Source organism: Ancylobacter aquaticus, from assembly GCF_004339465.1.
Taxonomy (GTDB): Bacteria; Pseudomonadota; Alphaproteobacteria; order Rhizobiales; family Xanthobacteraceae; genus Ancylobacter; species Ancylobacter aquaticus.
Map to the genome: position 1 here is coordinate 337581 of NZ_SMFY01000001.1, position 13687 is coordinate 351267.

The 13687-nt window shown below is 68.4% G+C and carries 12 protein-coding genes; all 12 read left to right on the forward strand.

Annotation, left to right across the window (positions count from 1 at the left end):
* The first annotated feature begins 2 nt into the window (after positions 1 to 2).
* The 12 genes from EV667_RS01660 (at position 3) to EV667_RS01715 (ending at position 13482) form a co-directional block, all read left to right on the forward strand.
* Complete coding sequence (locus EV667_RS01660; protein WP_131833600.1) at positions 3 to 413, forward strand: hypothetical protein; 411 nt, start codon at positions 3 to 5, stop codon at positions 411 to 413.
* A 125-nt stretch (positions 414 to 538) separates the two neighbouring features.
* Entirely contained in the window at positions 539 to 1528 is a 990-nt protein-coding gene (locus EV667_RS01665) for a dihydroxyacetone kinase subunit DhaK (protein ID WP_131833601.1), read from the forward strand.
* 131 nt (positions 1529 to 1659) lie between these two features.
* A complete protein-coding gene (locus EV667_RS01670) occupies positions 1660 to 3828 on the forward strand; it encodes an FUSC family protein (RefSeq protein WP_131833602.1) in 2169 nt (722 codons plus the stop codon).
* A gap of 1 nt (position 3829) precedes the next feature.
* The gene (locus EV667_RS01675; RefSeq protein ID WP_131833603.1) at positions 3830 to 4063 is read left to right on the forward strand and encodes a DUF1656 domain-containing protein; all 234 of its coding nucleotides are present in this window, start codon (positions 3830 to 3832) and stop codon (positions 4061 to 4063) included.
* Positions 4060 to 4926, forward strand: coding sequence for an efflux RND transporter periplasmic adaptor subunit (locus EV667_RS01680; RefSeq protein WP_131833604.1), 867 nt, complete (start codon positions 4060 to 4062; stop codon positions 4924 to 4926). Before EV667_RS01675 ends, EV667_RS01680 begins: the two co-directional genes overlap by 4 nt.
* A 74-nt stretch (positions 4927 to 5000) precedes the next feature.
* Entirely contained in the window at positions 5001 to 5717 is a 717-nt protein-coding gene (nanR, locus tag EV667_RS01685; RefSeq protein ID WP_131833605.1) for a transcriptional regulator NanR, read from the forward strand.
* Positions 5718 to 6462: 745 nt separating this feature from the next.
* Entirely contained in the window at positions 6463 to 7485 is a 1023-nt protein-coding gene (locus tag EV667_RS01690) for a Bug family tripartite tricarboxylate transporter substrate binding protein (RefSeq protein WP_131833606.1), read from the forward strand.
* Positions 7486 to 7613: 128 nt separating this feature from the next.
* The gene (locus EV667_RS01695; RefSeq protein WP_131833607.1) at positions 7614 to 8135 is read left to right on the forward strand and encodes a tripartite tricarboxylate transporter TctB family protein; all 522 of its coding nucleotides are present in this window, start codon (positions 7614 to 7616) and stop codon (positions 8133 to 8135) included.
* 26 nt (positions 8136 to 8161) lie between these two features.
* A complete protein-coding gene (locus EV667_RS01700) occupies positions 8162 to 9685 on the forward strand; it encodes a tripartite tricarboxylate transporter permease (protein WP_131833608.1) in 1524 nt (507 codons plus the stop codon).
* Positions 9686 to 9761: 76 nt separating this feature from the next.
* A complete protein-coding gene (locus EV667_RS01705) occupies positions 9762 to 10985 on the forward strand; it encodes an iron-containing alcohol dehydrogenase (protein WP_131833609.1) in 1224 nt (407 codons plus the stop codon).
* A gap of 16 nt (positions 10986 to 11001) precedes the next feature.
* A complete protein-coding gene (locus tag EV667_RS01710) occupies positions 11002 to 12513 on the forward strand; it encodes an NAD-dependent succinate-semialdehyde dehydrogenase (RefSeq protein ID WP_131833610.1) in 1512 nt (503 codons plus the stop codon).
* A 183-nt stretch (positions 12514 to 12696) separates the two neighbouring features.
* The gene (locus EV667_RS01715) at positions 12697 to 13482 is read left to right on the forward strand and encodes a GntR family transcriptional regulator (protein ID WP_245515935.1); all 786 of its coding nucleotides are present in this window, start codon (positions 12697 to 12699) and stop codon (positions 13480 to 13482) included.
* The last annotated feature ends 205 nt before the right edge of the window (positions 13483 to 13687 follow it).

The window sequence follows — 13687 nt, forward strand, 5'->3', positions numbered from 1 at the left end:
GCATGGCGCGCGAGACCAGCGACGAGGCGGTGATCGCCTACAAGACCCTTCTCTCCGACATTCTCGACAACCGACCCTCCGGCACGCGCCAGCGGCTGGCGGCGGCACTGGGCAAGCACCGCAGCTTCGTGACCCAGGTCACGAGCCCCAGCTACGACACGCCCTTGCCGGCGCGGCATCTGCCGACCATCCTGCGGGTGTGCCATTTCAGCCCGGCGGAGCAGGAACGGTTTCTCGCCGCCTATCAGGCCGCCCATCCCGGCCGGCTGCCGGAGGTGGGCGGGGCGTCGACGATGCGGACCCTGGCGCTGATGGTGCCGGAGTTCGGCGACGAGAAAAAGAACCGCAGCTTCGACGACGCCGTTTCCGACTTCGTGGCTAAGATGGCGGGGCTGGTGAACGGGGGCGATTGAATGCACGTGATGGAAAGCGGCGCGCGCGCCCCTGCAGGCGGGGCTGAGCGGGCGCGGCGGCAGCGAACGCTGCAAGGAGCGCGGCAAAGGGCGCCATAGATGGCGCCAGAGGGGGCGATGATCGGATGACGCGAATCCTCCACGCCGCCGAAACGGCGGTGGCACAGAGCCTCGCCGGTTTCGTCGCCGCGCATGAGGAACTCGTCACATTCGGCCGCGACGACAAATTCGTGCGCCGCCGCACCCTCAGCCCGGGCAAGGTGGCGGTAATCTCCGGCGGCGGGGCCGGGCACGAGCCGCTGCATTGCGGCTTCATCGGGGTCGGCATGCTGGATGCGGCCTGCACCGGCCACGTCTTCACCTCGCCGACGCCCGACCAGATCCTCGCCGCGATGGACGAGACCGACACCGGCGCCGGCTGCCTGCTGGTGGTGAAGAACTATGATGGCGACGTGATGAACTTCGAGATGGCGGCGGAAATGGCCGCCGACCGCCACCGCATCGAGACGGTGATCGTCGAGGACGATGCCGCCTATGGCCCTTCCGTCCGCAGCCGGGGGCGGCGCGGTGTCGCCGGGACGATGGTGGTGGAAAAGCTTCTCGGCGCGGCGGCCGAACGCGGCGAGGACCTCGCCGGCCTGAAGGCGCTCGGCGAGGGTCTTTCCGGGCGGCTGCGCAGCATGGGCGTGGCCTTGCGCGGCGTCACCCTTCCCGACAACACCCGCGAGACCTTCGCTCTGGGCCCGGACGAGATGGAGATCGGCGTCGGCATTCATGGCGAGCCGGGGCTCTACCGCACTGGGCGCGCCGGTGCCGACGAGATCGTGCGGCTGCTCTGCGAGCCGGTGCTGGCGCAGCTTTCGCCGCTGACGGACGCCCGCCCGCTGCTGATCGTCAATGGCTTTGGCGGCACCCCGCCGATCGAACTGCACCTCGCCCATAACCTGACCCGCGCTTTCCTGCGCCAGCACGGCATCGTGCCGGCGCGGGCACTCGTCGGCACCTTCGTCACCTCGCTCGACATGGCGGGGCTCTCGGTGACGCTGGCGCTTCTGACGCCGGAGGAGTTCGCCCTCTGGTGCGCGCCGGTGACGACGCCGACCCTGGTCTGGTGAGGCCGGGCTCCGGAGCGACCCCTTTGCCGGTACCATTGCGCGGCACGGCGCGCTGTTGGTAAGCTCGCGGCGATGTCGGGCGCGGTCCCGCGCCGGCCACCCGGTGTTTCCTCCCGATGCCCTGGAGCACCATGAGAACGGCCGGCACCGCACTCCCGGACCTCTGGAAGAGCGTCCGCGCGGCGATCCCCGTCGATCTCGGCTGGCGCAATGTCGCCTTCTCGCTGCGCACGGCCTGCGCGGCGGTCGTGGCCCTTGCCGCCGCCTATTGGCTCGAACTGCAGGACCCGCAATGGGCGGCACTCACCGTCTATCTGCTGGCGCAGCCGACCGCCGGCGCCGCCGTGGCGAAGGGCGCCTTCCGTATCGTCGGAACGCTGGGCGGGGCGGCGGCGGGGCTCGTCATTCTCGGCCTCTGGTCGCAGGCACCGCTGCCGCTCATTGGCTCGCTCGCGCTGTGGCTCGGCCTGTGCTTCACCCTCGCGACGCAGCGGCGCAACTATGCCGCCTACAGCTTCCTGCTGGCCGGCTACACCGCGCTGCTGGTCGGGCTGGAGGGGGCTTTTGCGCCGACCGAGGCCTGGCACATCGCCTTTGACCGTACGGCCGAGATCGTCATCGGCATCGCCTGCATCACGGCGGTGAGCGTGCTGGTTTTTCCCGTCTATGCCGGCGACGTGCTGCGCGGCCAGTTGGTGACGCTGTTCGGCCGCCTCTGCCATTACGGCGCGGTGGCGCTGCAGCCGCGGACGCCGCAGGCCACCTTTGCGGCGCTGCGCCGGGAGATGGTGGAGGGGGTGGTGAAGTTCGATGCGCTGCGCTCCTACACCGTGTTTGAAGCGCCGGAGATGCGCGCCAGCGATGCCGGGCTCCGCCGCATGACCCACGAATTCCTGCGCGTGCTGGCCGTGGCGCGCGGGCTCTATGTGCGGCTCGACGATTTTCAGGTGGAAGGGGCAGGGCCGGTGGCCGACCGGCTGGGCCCCGTGATGGCGGACGTCTCGGCGCGGCTGGAGCGGCTCGCCGGCGACCCCTCGGCGTTTCGAGACCCGCGACGGGTACGCTCCGAGCTGCTCGCCGCCCGGGTCGCGCTCAACGCGGCCAGCGCCGACCTTGAGGCGATGACCGGGCGCGTTCCCTTCGTGCCGCTGGCCGATGGGGTGCTGATCCTGCGCCGGGCCGGCGACCTGCTGCACGGCCTCTCCATGGTGATGGTGAGCGAGGCGGCGAGCCTGCGCCCGCCGCGACGCCTTGCCCCGCGCGGGCCGGCCAAGGCCCTGCCCGCCAAGGCTCTTCCCGCTTCGCCGACTTCGCAGCGGGAGGCCTGGCTCGCCGGGCTCCGGGCCGGGCTCGTTCTGCTCATGATGTGCGGCTTCTGGGCGGCCAGCGAGTGGGCCGACGGCTTCAACGCCGCCTCGGGCCTTGCCGTCCTCCTGTTCTTTGCGGTCAATCAGGACCGGCCGGGGGCGCTCGGCTTTTCCTTCCTGCTGTGGACCGCGCTCGGCATGGCGGCGGCGTTTCTCGCCATGGTGTTCGTGCTGCCGCGCATCGAGGGCTTCGAGGCGCTGGGGCTGTTCCTCGTGCTCGCCATGTTTCCGGCAGGGCTGATGGCGGGGACGCCGCAGATGGCCTGGGCGGGCATCGCCTTCGGGGGGTTCTTCGTCGCCGAAATCGGCACCGGCAACGTCTTCCAGCCGGACGAGGCGGGGTTCTTCAACGCAACGCTGGCGACCCTGTTCGGCATGGCGCTCGCCCTCGTGCTGCTCAACCTGCTGCCGGTGAATTCGCGCGCCTCGCGCCGGCGGCTCTGGGCGACGACGCTCGGCACGCGGCTGCCGGAGGCGGCGCGCGGCGTGCGCCATGAGCGGGTCATCCTGCGCGAGATCGTCAGGGCGCTGGCCGAGCTGCTGCCGCGCCTTGCGCTCGCCCGGCCGGGCGAGGACGATTTCCTGCGCGGCACGCTGGGGGCGGCCTCGACCGGGCTGGAACTGGGGCGCCTGCGCCGGCTACTGACGGTGCCGGAGCTTGCGGAGAGCACGCGCGGCCTCGTTGCCGGTTTTCTCGACCGTTTCGCCGCGCAGCTGGAGGCATTTCCCGCCGCCGGCCGGGATCTGGCGGCCCGGGTCGGCGAGGCGGAGGCGACCGCGCGCGAGGCGGCGGCGGCGCTGGCCGCGATCGACCTGCCCCCCGGCTCGCCGGCGGCCGGGCTGAACCTGCGCGCCGGGGCCTCGCTGCGCTTCATCGCCGACCGCTTCGACATCGACCGGCCGTTTTTCCTGCACGCCTTCGGGGAGGCGTGAGATGGGCACCGCTTGGCCTTTCTTCACCCTGGAGGCGCTGGGGGTGTATTTTCCGCCGGCGCTCATCTGGGCGGTGGTGGCGCTGGGGCCCTATCTGCTGCTGCGCTGGGGTCTGGCGCGGGCCGGGTTCTATCGCCTTGTCTGGCACCGGCCGCTGTTCGACGCGGCGCTCTACATCATCCTGTTCGGCATGATCGTTTTCCTGCTGCCGGCGCTCAGAGAGGTCTTGCGATGAACATCGGCCCGGCATTGCGGGTGGGCGTCACGTTGGTGGCGACCGGGGCGGCGGTCTTCGTCGGTTGGCGGTTGTGGCTCTACTACACCGTCTCGCCCTGGACCCGCGACGCGCGGGTGCTGGCGCAGGTGGTGGAGATTGCCCCCGATGTCTCCGGCCTCGTCGACGCGGTGAATGTCGGCGACAACCAGTTCGTGCAGAAGGGCGACGTGCTGTTCGTCATCGACCAGGAGCGCTTCACGGCGGCGCTGCGGCAGGCGCAGGCCAATGTGGAGCTGAAGCAGCAGGCGCTGACCTATGCCCGCGACACCGCCCGGCGCGACGCCAATCTGGAGCGCGCCGACGCGGCCGCGATCGCAGCCCAGACCGTTGAATTCACCGCCTCCACCGCCGCCGAGGCACAGGCCGAACTCGATGCCGCGCAGGCGGCGCTCACCACGGCGCAGATCAATCTCGACCGTTCCCGCGTGCGCGCGCCGACCGACGGCTACATCACCAATTTCAACGTCGATGCCGGCGACTATGCCCGGGTTGGCGATGGCATGCTGGCGCTGGTCGACAGCCATTCCTTCTATGTCTACGCCTATTTCATGGAGACCAAGCTGCCCGCCATCCGCGAGGGCGACCCGGCCCGGGTGGAGCTCATGGCCGGCGGCGTGGTGATCGACGGCGTGGTCGAGGGGCTGAGCCGCGCCATCGCCATTCCCGGCGAGGGCCTGCTGGCGCAGGTGAACCCGAATTTCGACTGGATCCGCCTTGCCCAGCGCATTCCGGTGCGGATCAAGCTCGGCCCGCTGCCGCCGGAAGTGCGGCTGGTGTCCGGTCTTTCCGCCACGGTCGTGGTGCGGCCGAAGGCGCGGTAACGCCGCGCGCGGCATCTTGCGGTTGACAGTTCGGCCGGGCCGGTGATCCTTTCATACCAGCCAGGGGAGTTGCCGTGCTCGATATCGAACCGATCCGCCGCCGCCGCATCTATGAGGATGTGGCCGAGCGCCTTCAGCAGCTGATGCTCGATGGCACACTGGGCGAGGGCGACGTGCTGCCCTCCGAGCGCGAGTTGATGGAGCAGTTCAAGGTTGGCCGGCCGGCGATCCGCGAGGCGCTGATGTCGCTGCAGAAGGCCGGGCTGGTGTCGATTGCCAATGGCGAGCGGGCGCGGGTTGTGCGGCCGGACCCCACGCATTTCATCCATGAACTCTCGGCTTCGGTGCGCTCCTATCTCGCCCATCCTGCCGGCATGCGTCATTTCCAAAATGCGCGGCTTCATCTGGAGATGGCGCTGGCCCGCCATGCCGCGCGCGAGGCAGGCGCGGCCGATATCGCCCGCATCGGCGACGCGCTTGCCCGCAACCGGCGCGACATTGGCGACATGGCGGCGTTCGAGGCCTCCGACATCGCCTTCCACTACGAGATCGTGCTGGTCGCCCAGAATCCGCTGTTCGACGGCGTGCATCGCGCAGTGGTGCAATGGCTGTCCGAGCAGCGCAGCGTCACGCTGAAGATCGCGGAGGCGAAGGAGATGGCGCTCGCCTTCCATGAACGCATCTATGAGGCCATTGCCGCTCACGACCCCGACGCGGCGGAAGCGGCGATGCGCGCCCATCTGGAATCGGTGGGGGCGCTCTATTGGGACCGCAACCGCCCGGCGGGCTGAGCGCGCGACGCCTTCGTTCTGCCCGCACCTGTTGACCTGTCATACCAGTTGCGCTTAGCATCGCCTGCGGATCGCGAGGCGATGCCGTTTGCCGGGTATGGCCCGCGCGACGGCGGTGTCGTCGCGGCCCCGTGGATGTCGGCGCGGCGATCGCCCGGCGATTTTCCGGGGAAGGATCGTGCCCGCAACGGCTTTGCGCGCCGCGCGGCCGTTTCGACCGCTGTCGCGCCGGCGTGCAGGAATGCGCCCCGGGCGGCATGCCGACGACGTCCCCGGGGCGAGCGACATCGCCCCGGCACAGGTAAGCCTGAAACCGCCGGTCCGGCCGGCGAGGCGCGGGCAGGGGCGCGCGCCAGGAAGCGCGTTTCCCCACGCCTCAGCCCGCACATGCGGACCGTCTGCGGAGGGAGATGAACGTTTAGCTGCGGCGCCAGACAAAAGACGCTTGATCTTTGCATCCGACAATATCATAGATGATATAGGATTTGGCGCGGTAGCGGACCTGCCATCCCGTAACCGGGCCACGCCGGGCATCTTGCCCCGGGGTGTGCCCTGCCGATCCCGCACGACGTCCCTTGCGGTCGGTCCACACTTTCCCTCGACGCGGCGCGGCCCGTTCCGCCGCCGGGTGCGAGGCAACAGCAACAAGAAGGCCGCCGGCAAAGGCAGCCCGCCATATCGCAATGATTGCCCGGATGCGGGCGGCGAGAGGCCGCGACGCGCAGGGCAACTGGGAGGAAACGACATGCAGATCACTTCGCTCCGTAAGGGCGTTCTCACCGCGTCCGCGCTCGCCATCGGCCTCACGGCAGCAAATGCGGCGATGGCCGAATGGAAGCCGAACCGTCCGGTCGAACTGGTGGTTTCCGCCGGTCCCGGCGGCGGCTCGGACATTTTCACCCGCGTGGTCCAGGCGGCGCTGACCAAGAACGACCTGGTCGAGACCCCGCTCATCGTCGTCAACAAGCCGGGCGGCTCCGGCTCCGAAGCCTTCAACTACGCCGAGGACAATGTCGGCAGCCCCTACAAGGTCTATTTCGGCACCCAGGACGCCTATGTGCTGCCGCTCGGCACCAAGGTGAACTACGCGATGAAGGACCTGACGCCGGTGGCGTCCATGGTGTTCGACGTGTTCATCCTGTGGGCCAACCCGAAGGCGTCGGGCATCAACACCGCGCAGGAATTCGTCGCCAAGGCGAAGGAAAACCCGGGCAAGGTCCGCGTCGCCGGCGCCAAGGCCAAGGATGCCGACGAGACCGTGGTGACGCTGGTCGAGCGCGCCGCCGGCATCGACCTCGCCTACATCCCCTACAAGTCCGGCAGCGAAGCCGCCATCCAGGTCGCGGGCGGCCATATCGAGGCCAACACCAATAACCCGAGCGAGAGCCTGGAGCAGTGGAAGGCCGGCAACCAGAAGCCGCTCTGCGTGTTCACCTCCGCCCGTCTCACCGACAAGACCGTGGTGGCCGACGGCATGAGCTGGGCGGACATTCCGACCTGCGTCGAGTCGGGCATCGATGTGAAGGACTTCGTCCAGCCGCGCACCGTGTGGATGGCCGCCGACGTGCCGCCTGAGGCGCTCGCCTACTACACCGACCTGATGAAGAAGGCGATGGATACGCCGGAGTTCAAGGACTACACGACGCGCAACGTCCAGATCACCAAGTTCATGACTGGCGATGAGCTGAAGACCTTCCTCGCCGAGCAGATCAAGAACTACGAGAAGATCTACGCCGACAATAACTGGCTGCTGCCCGCCAGCCAGTGAAGCCAGGTGCCGGCTTGGTCCGGCGCCTGTGACGGACGAGACGGGCGTCGGCTTCGGCCGACGCCAGGGTGGGGCGAGACGGGGCGCCGGCCTTGGCCGGCGTCCCGGGCTCCCGCGGAGTGAGCGCGATGGAAATTTCCCGCAAGACCATGGAAGTGGCAACGGCGGTGCTGACCGGCAGCGTCGGAGCGCTGATCTGCTACGGCTCGACGGAGAACGGCATCGGATGGGGGCCGGGTGGGCCCGAGCCGGGCTATTTCCCCTTCGGCATCGGCTGCCTGATCCTTCTGGGCAGTCTCGCCACGCTGGCGCAGACCTTCTGGAAATATGCCGGCGCGCGGCCTGAGGCGGCCCATGGCGTTTCAGGCGCCGTGCCCGAGGAGCCCTTCATCAACGGGACGCGGCTGCGGCTGCTGGTGGCTTTCGTGCTGCCGATCGTGGCGATGACGGCGATCTCGGCCTGGCTCGGGCTCTATATCGGCATGGGCCTGTACATCTTCTACACGATGCGGGTTTCCGCCGGATTCCGCACGCTGACCAGCCTTGCCACGGCGCTCTTGGTCATCGCGGTCAACTTCGTGGTGTTCGAGAAGCTGTTCATGGTCCCGCTGCTCAAGGGGCCCATCCTCGAATATTTCGGCATCTACTGAAAACAAAAGCGGACTGAGGAAGCGTCATGGGCAATTTCGGGCAATTGATGGACGGGTTCGTCGTCGCCCTCACCATGCATCACGTGATGATTATGGTGATCGGCGTCCTGCTCGGTCTCGTCGTCGGCGTGCTGCCGGGCCTCGGTGCGCCGAACGGCGTGTCGCTGTTGCTGCCGCTGACCTTCACCATGGACCCGATCGCGGCGATCATCCTGCTGACCTCGATGTATTGGGGCGCGCTGTTCGGCGGGTCGACCACCTCCATCCTGTTCAACATTCCCGGTGAACCCTCCTCCGTCGCCACCACCTTCGACGGGCACCCGATGGCCAAGCAGGGCGAGGCGGTACGGGCGCTCACTCTTGCCTTCGGCTCGGCCGGCTTTGGCGCCATGGTCGGCGTGGTGGTGATCACGCTGCTCTCCGGCTGGGTGGCGAACTTCGCGCTGCAGTTCGGCTCGCCGGAATATTTCGCCGTCTATTTCATGGCCTTTGCCAGCTTCATCGGCATGGCCGGCGGCTCGCCCTTCAAGACGCTGGTGTGCATCATGCTCGGCCTTGCCGTCGGCACGGTGGGCATGGACACCATCTCCGGCGAGGGCCGCCTGACCTTCGGCATCACCCAGCTTACCAATGGCATTTCCTTCCTCATCGTCGTCATCGGCCTGTTCGGCATCGGTGAATTGCTGCTCACCATCGACGAGGGCTACAAGTTCGATGGGGTGAAGGCCAAGCTCAGCCTGCGGGTGATCCTGCGCACCCTCGCCGAGCTGCCGCGCTACTGGGTGACGCTGCTGCGCAGCGCGCTGATCGGCTGCTGGATGGGCATCACCCCCGGCGGGCCGACCGCCGCCTCCTTCATGAGCTATGCGCTGGGCAAGCGCTTCTCGCGCCGGGGCAAGTATTTCGGCAAGGGCGAGCCCGAGGGCATCGTCGCCCCCGAGACGGCCGACCATTCCGCCGGCTCCTGCGCGCTGCTGCCGATGCTGGCGCTCGGCGTGCCGGGCTCGGCGACGGCGGCTGTCATGATGGGCGGGCTGATGATCTGGGGCCTGTCGCCCGGGCCGATGCTGTTCACCACGCGGCCGGACTTCGTCTGGGGCCTCATCGCCTCGATGTATCTGGGCAATGTCATTGCCGTGGTGTTGGTGCTGGCGACCGTGCCGATCTTCGCCTGGATCCTGCGCGCGCCCTTTACCGTCGTCGGGCCGCTCATCGCCATCGTCTGCCTGATCGGCGCCTATACCGTCTCGAACCATGTGTTCGACATCTGGGTGGCGCTCGGTTTCGGCCTCGTCGGCTACGTCTTCAAGAAGCTCGAATACCCGCTCGCCCCCTTCGTGCTGGCGGTGGTGCTGGGCGACAAGGCGGAGGATGCCTTCCGCCAGTCCATGCTTTCCTCGGGGGGCTCGCTCAGCGTCTTCTTCGAGGGATCGCTCGTCGCCACCATGATGGGCATTGGCATTCTCTTGCTGTCGCTGCCGCTGATCACCGCGCTGTTCGGCGCGCTGTTCCGGCGCGGCAGGGAAGAAGGCCAGACCCACAGCAGCTAAGCCTCGGTGACAGGCGCGCCTTGGTCGGCGCACGTGTCAAAAGGTATTCAGTAACCATTAGCGAATGAGAGCCGCCATGTTCGGAGCCCTGCGCTTGCCCCACACCATCCTCTTCGGAGGCGGCCAACGCCATGTCATCGGCGCGGCCGCCGCCCGCATCGGCGCCCGCACGCTGGTGTGCACCGATGCGCGGCTGGCGCAGTTGCCGGTCTTCGCCGACCTGCTGGCGGACCTCGCCGCGCATGGGGTCGAGGCCCGCGTCTATGACGGCACCATCGCCGACCTGCCGATCGAGTCGATCCAGGACTGCGTTGCCGGAATCGGCGATTTCAAGCCGGACAGCATCATAGGCATCGGCGGCGGCAGCTGTATCGACATGGCCAAGGTGGTGTCGGTGCTGCTCACCCATGGCGGCGAGGTCAGCGCCTATTACGGCGAGTTCGCCGTGCCCGGCCCGGTGCTGCCGCTGATCGCCGTGCCGACGACCGCAGGCACCGGCTCGGAAGTGACGCCGGTGGCGGTGATCCTCGACAGCGGGCGCGGCACCAAGATCGGCATTGCCAGCCCCTACATCATCCCGCACATGGCGGTGTGCGACCCCGAGCTGACCATGACGTGCCCGAAGGGGCTCACCGCCTGTTCCGGCGCCGATGCGCTCGCCCATGCCGTGGAGGGCTTTACCAGCAAGACCCGCCCGGCCGAGCCGATGCTGACCGAGCAGCATGTGTTCATCGGCAAGAACCTGCTGTCCGATCATTTCGCCAAGCTGGCGGTGGTGAACGTGTTCCGCTATCTCGCCCGCGCCTGCACTGACGGCAGCGATGTGGAGGCGCGCGAAGGGCTGATGCTGGCCTCACTCGCGGCCGGCTGCGCCTTCGGCACCTCCGGCACGGCGGCGGCGCATGCGCTGCAATACCCGGTAGGCAACATCACCCACACCTCGCATGGCGACGGGGTGGGGACGCTGCTGCCCTACGTGATGCAGTTCAACCGTTCCGCCAACCCCGAAGCCTTCGCCGAGCTGGCCGAAGTGGTCGGCCTCGGCCATGCGAGCATGGGCGTGGAGGCGCGCTCGCAGCTCTTCATCGATGAGGTGGCCAAGCTGTTCGCGGAAATCGGCATTCCGCGCTCGCTGGAGGCGTTGGGCCTCGGTGCCGGCCATCAGCAGGACGTGGCGGCCGGCGCGCTCAAGGCGGAGCGGCTGGTGAAGAACAACCCGCGCCCGCTCGACCTCGCCGCCATGCTGAACATCACCCAGGCTGCCTTTGCCGGCGAACGCGCCGCTTTGCGCGACCTCTGACACGGGGACATCTGCGATGACCATCAACACTGCAAGCGCGACGGTCCAGAAGGCCGCCAATACCTATCTCGTCCCCGGATTCGAGAAGGCGAGCTTCCCGGTGCCGACCGACCTTCTGGTCGGCGACGCCTGGGTGCCCGGTTCGGGGGGCAAGCGCATCGACATCCTCGACCCCGCGACCGGCGGGGTGCTGACCTCCGTCGCCGACGCCACCGTCGCCGACGGCATGGCGGCGCTGGACGCGGCCGAGGCCGCCGCCGCGGGCTGGGCCGCAACCCCGCCGCGCGCCCGCGCGGTCATCCTGCAGCGCTGCTTCCAGGCCATCGTCGACAATGTCGACTGGCTGGCCCAGCTCATCGCGCTGGAGAACGGCAAGGCGCTGCCGGACGCGCGCGGCGAGGTGCTCTATGCCGCCGAGTTCTTCCGCTGGTATGCGGAGGAGGCGGTCCGCATCAATGGCGATCTCTCCATCGCCCCGGCCGGCGGCAACCGCATCATGGTGCAGTATCAGCCGATCGGCATCTCGCTGCTGATCACGCCGTGGAATTTTCCGGCGGCCATGGCGACCCGCAAGATCGCCCCGGCGCTGGCGGCGGGCTGCACCTGCATCCTCAAGCCGGCGGAAGAGACGCCGCTGACCGCGCTGGCGGTGGGCGAGATATTGCGCCAGGCCGGCGTGCCGGCGGGCGTGGTCAACATCGTCAACACCTCCGACCCCGCCAGCGTGTGCAGCGCCATCCTGCGCGACCGGCGCACCCGCAAGCTATCCTTCACCGGCTCCACCGAGGTCGGGCGCATCCTGCTGCGCGAGGCCTCCTACAACGTCATCAACTCCTCGATGGAACTGGGCGGCAACGCGCCTTTCCTGGTGCTGGACGATGCCGATCTCGATGCCGCCATCGACGGCGCGATGATCGCCAAGATGCGCAATGCCGGGGAGGCCTGCACCGCCGCCAACCGCTTCTATGTGCAGGAGGGCATCTACCCCGCCTTCGTCGAAAAGCTGGTGGAGAAGATGGGCGCGCTGAAGATGGGCGCCGGGACCGACGCGGCCAGCCAGTGCGGCGCCATGATCAACCGCGCCGCCATCGACAAGATCGAGACGCTGGTGAACGACGCGGTGGCCAAGGGCGCCAGCGTGCGCCTCGGCGGCAAAACGCCGGAGGGGGCGGGCTTCTTCTATCCCCCCTCGGTGCTCGCCGACGTGTCGCTCGACGCTGATCTGCTGCGCGAGGAGATCTTTGGCCCGGTGGCGGCCGTGGTGCCGTTCGCCCATGTCGAGGACGCCGTGCGGATGGCCAACGACACCGAATATGGCCTCGCCGCCTATGTCTACACCGAGAACATGAAGCTCGGTCTCCAACTCGCCGAGCGGCTGGAATACGGCATGGTGGCGCTCAATCGCGGCCTCGTCTCCGACCCGGCGGCCCCGTTCGGCGGCGTCAAGCAGAGCGGGCTCGGGCGCGAGGGCGCTCATCACGGGCTGCTGGAATTCACCGAGGCCAAGTATATCGCGGTCAATTGGTGAAGGCCCTCCGGGCGGGCGGCACCCCACGGAGCCCGTCGCCCGCCCGGAGGCAGCCGCCCGCACTCACGCCGGGACTGTCAGGCCGTCACTTCGGCAGCCTGTGGAGGGGCCACCTGGCAGCTGGCTTGGTTCGCATGATGAAAACCTATATCTTATATCATTACGGGTTTGGGTTCGATTCTCATGGCTGCCAACAATCAGGAGCCGCTGTCGTTCGCGCGGCTGGTCACACGCGAAGAACGGCGGCCGGCTTATCCGCAGTCGCTGGTGGAACTGGCCTACGAGCAGCTGCTCTCCATGCTGGTGACGATGAAGATCGCCCCCGGCGCGCATATCGGCATCGAGGCGCTGGCGCGGCAGCTGGACATTTCCCAGACCCCGATCCGCGAGGCGCTGACGCTGCTGGAGGCGCAGAAGCTCGCCTACAAGATTCCCAATGTCGGCTTCCGCGCCGCCGAATTGCTGACCCGGCGGGAAGTGCACGATTTGTTCGACCTGCGTCTGCTGATCGAACCGGCGGCGGCGGCGTTCGCGGCGCAGAAGGCGGACGACGGCGCGCTGGCGCGCCTTGCCGGCCTCGCCGGGGAGATGTCGGACGCGCAGACCGGCAACGAGCTGGCCTATGCCCATTTTGCCGAGGGCGATGCGAACCTGCACCGTCTGGTGGCGGCGGCGAGCGGCAACCGCTTCATCGCCGAGACGGTGGAGGGGCTGCACGCTCATCTCCACATCTTCCGCTTCCTGTTCAAGACCAACGCCACCACCAAGGCGCTGCAGGAGCACGAGGCGATCATCGCGGCACTGCTGGCGCGCGACGCCGTGGCGGCCGAGGGCGCGATGCGCGCGCATCTGGAAGCCTCGCGCGCACGCATGAACGTGGTGCTGGAGGAGCAAGAGCGTCTCGCGGCGGCGCAGACGCCGATCGAGCCCGGCGGCGGTTCGCGGCGCGGGCGTTCCCGGCGGCGCTGAGGCGCGCCAGAGCAGCTTTACTAGCCCGCGCGGCGGTTTCGACGGGGTTTTGCCTCGCCGATAAATCATATATGATATATGTATTGGGCGTTGCGGACCGGCATCGGGGCGGCGCCAGCCTTTGCCTCTGCGCCCGCCACCAAGGGCGCGCAAGCCACGAAGAATCACGCCGACCGGCGAGGAGCGCCGCCAGGGCGCGGGCCGA

Coding starts and splice junctions, on each gene's coding strand:
- EV667_RS01660 (WP_131833600.1), top strand. CDS start 3: ATGGCGCGCGAGACCAGCGACGAGGCGGTGATCGCCTACAAGACCCTT.
- EV667_RS01665 (WP_131833601.1), top strand. CDS start 539: ATGACGCGAATCCTCCACGCCGCCGAAACGGCGGTGGCACAGAGCCTC.
- EV667_RS01670 (WP_131833602.1), top strand. CDS start 1,660: ATGAGAACGGCCGGCACCGCACTCCCGGACCTCTGGAAGAGCGTCCGC.
- EV667_RS01675 (WP_131833603.1), top strand. CDS start 3,830: ATGGGCACCGCTTGGCCTTTCTTCACCCTGGAGGCGCTGGGGGTGTAT.
- EV667_RS01680 (WP_131833604.1), top strand. CDS start 4,060: ATGAACATCGGCCCGGCATTGCGGGTGGGCGTCACGTTGGTGGCGACC.
- EV667_RS01690 (WP_131833606.1), top strand. CDS start 6,463: ATGCAGATCACTTCGCTCCGTAAGGGCGTTCTCACCGCGTCCGCGCTC.
- EV667_RS01695 (WP_131833607.1), top strand. CDS start 7,614: ATGGAAATTTCCCGCAAGACCATGGAAGTGGCAACGGCGGTGCTGACC.
- EV667_RS01700 (WP_131833608.1), top strand. CDS start 8,162: ATGGGCAATTTCGGGCAATTGATGGACGGGTTCGTCGTCGCCCTCACC.
- EV667_RS01705 (WP_131833609.1), top strand. CDS start 9,762: ATGTTCGGAGCCCTGCGCTTGCCCCACACCATCCTCTTCGGAGGCGGC.
- EV667_RS01710 (WP_131833610.1), top strand. CDS start 11,002: ATGACCATCAACACTGCAAGCGCGACGGTCCAGAAGGCCGCCAATACC.
- EV667_RS01715 (WP_245515935.1), top strand. CDS start 12,697: ATGGCTGCCAACAATCAGGAGCCGCTGTCGTTCGCGCGGCTGGTCACA.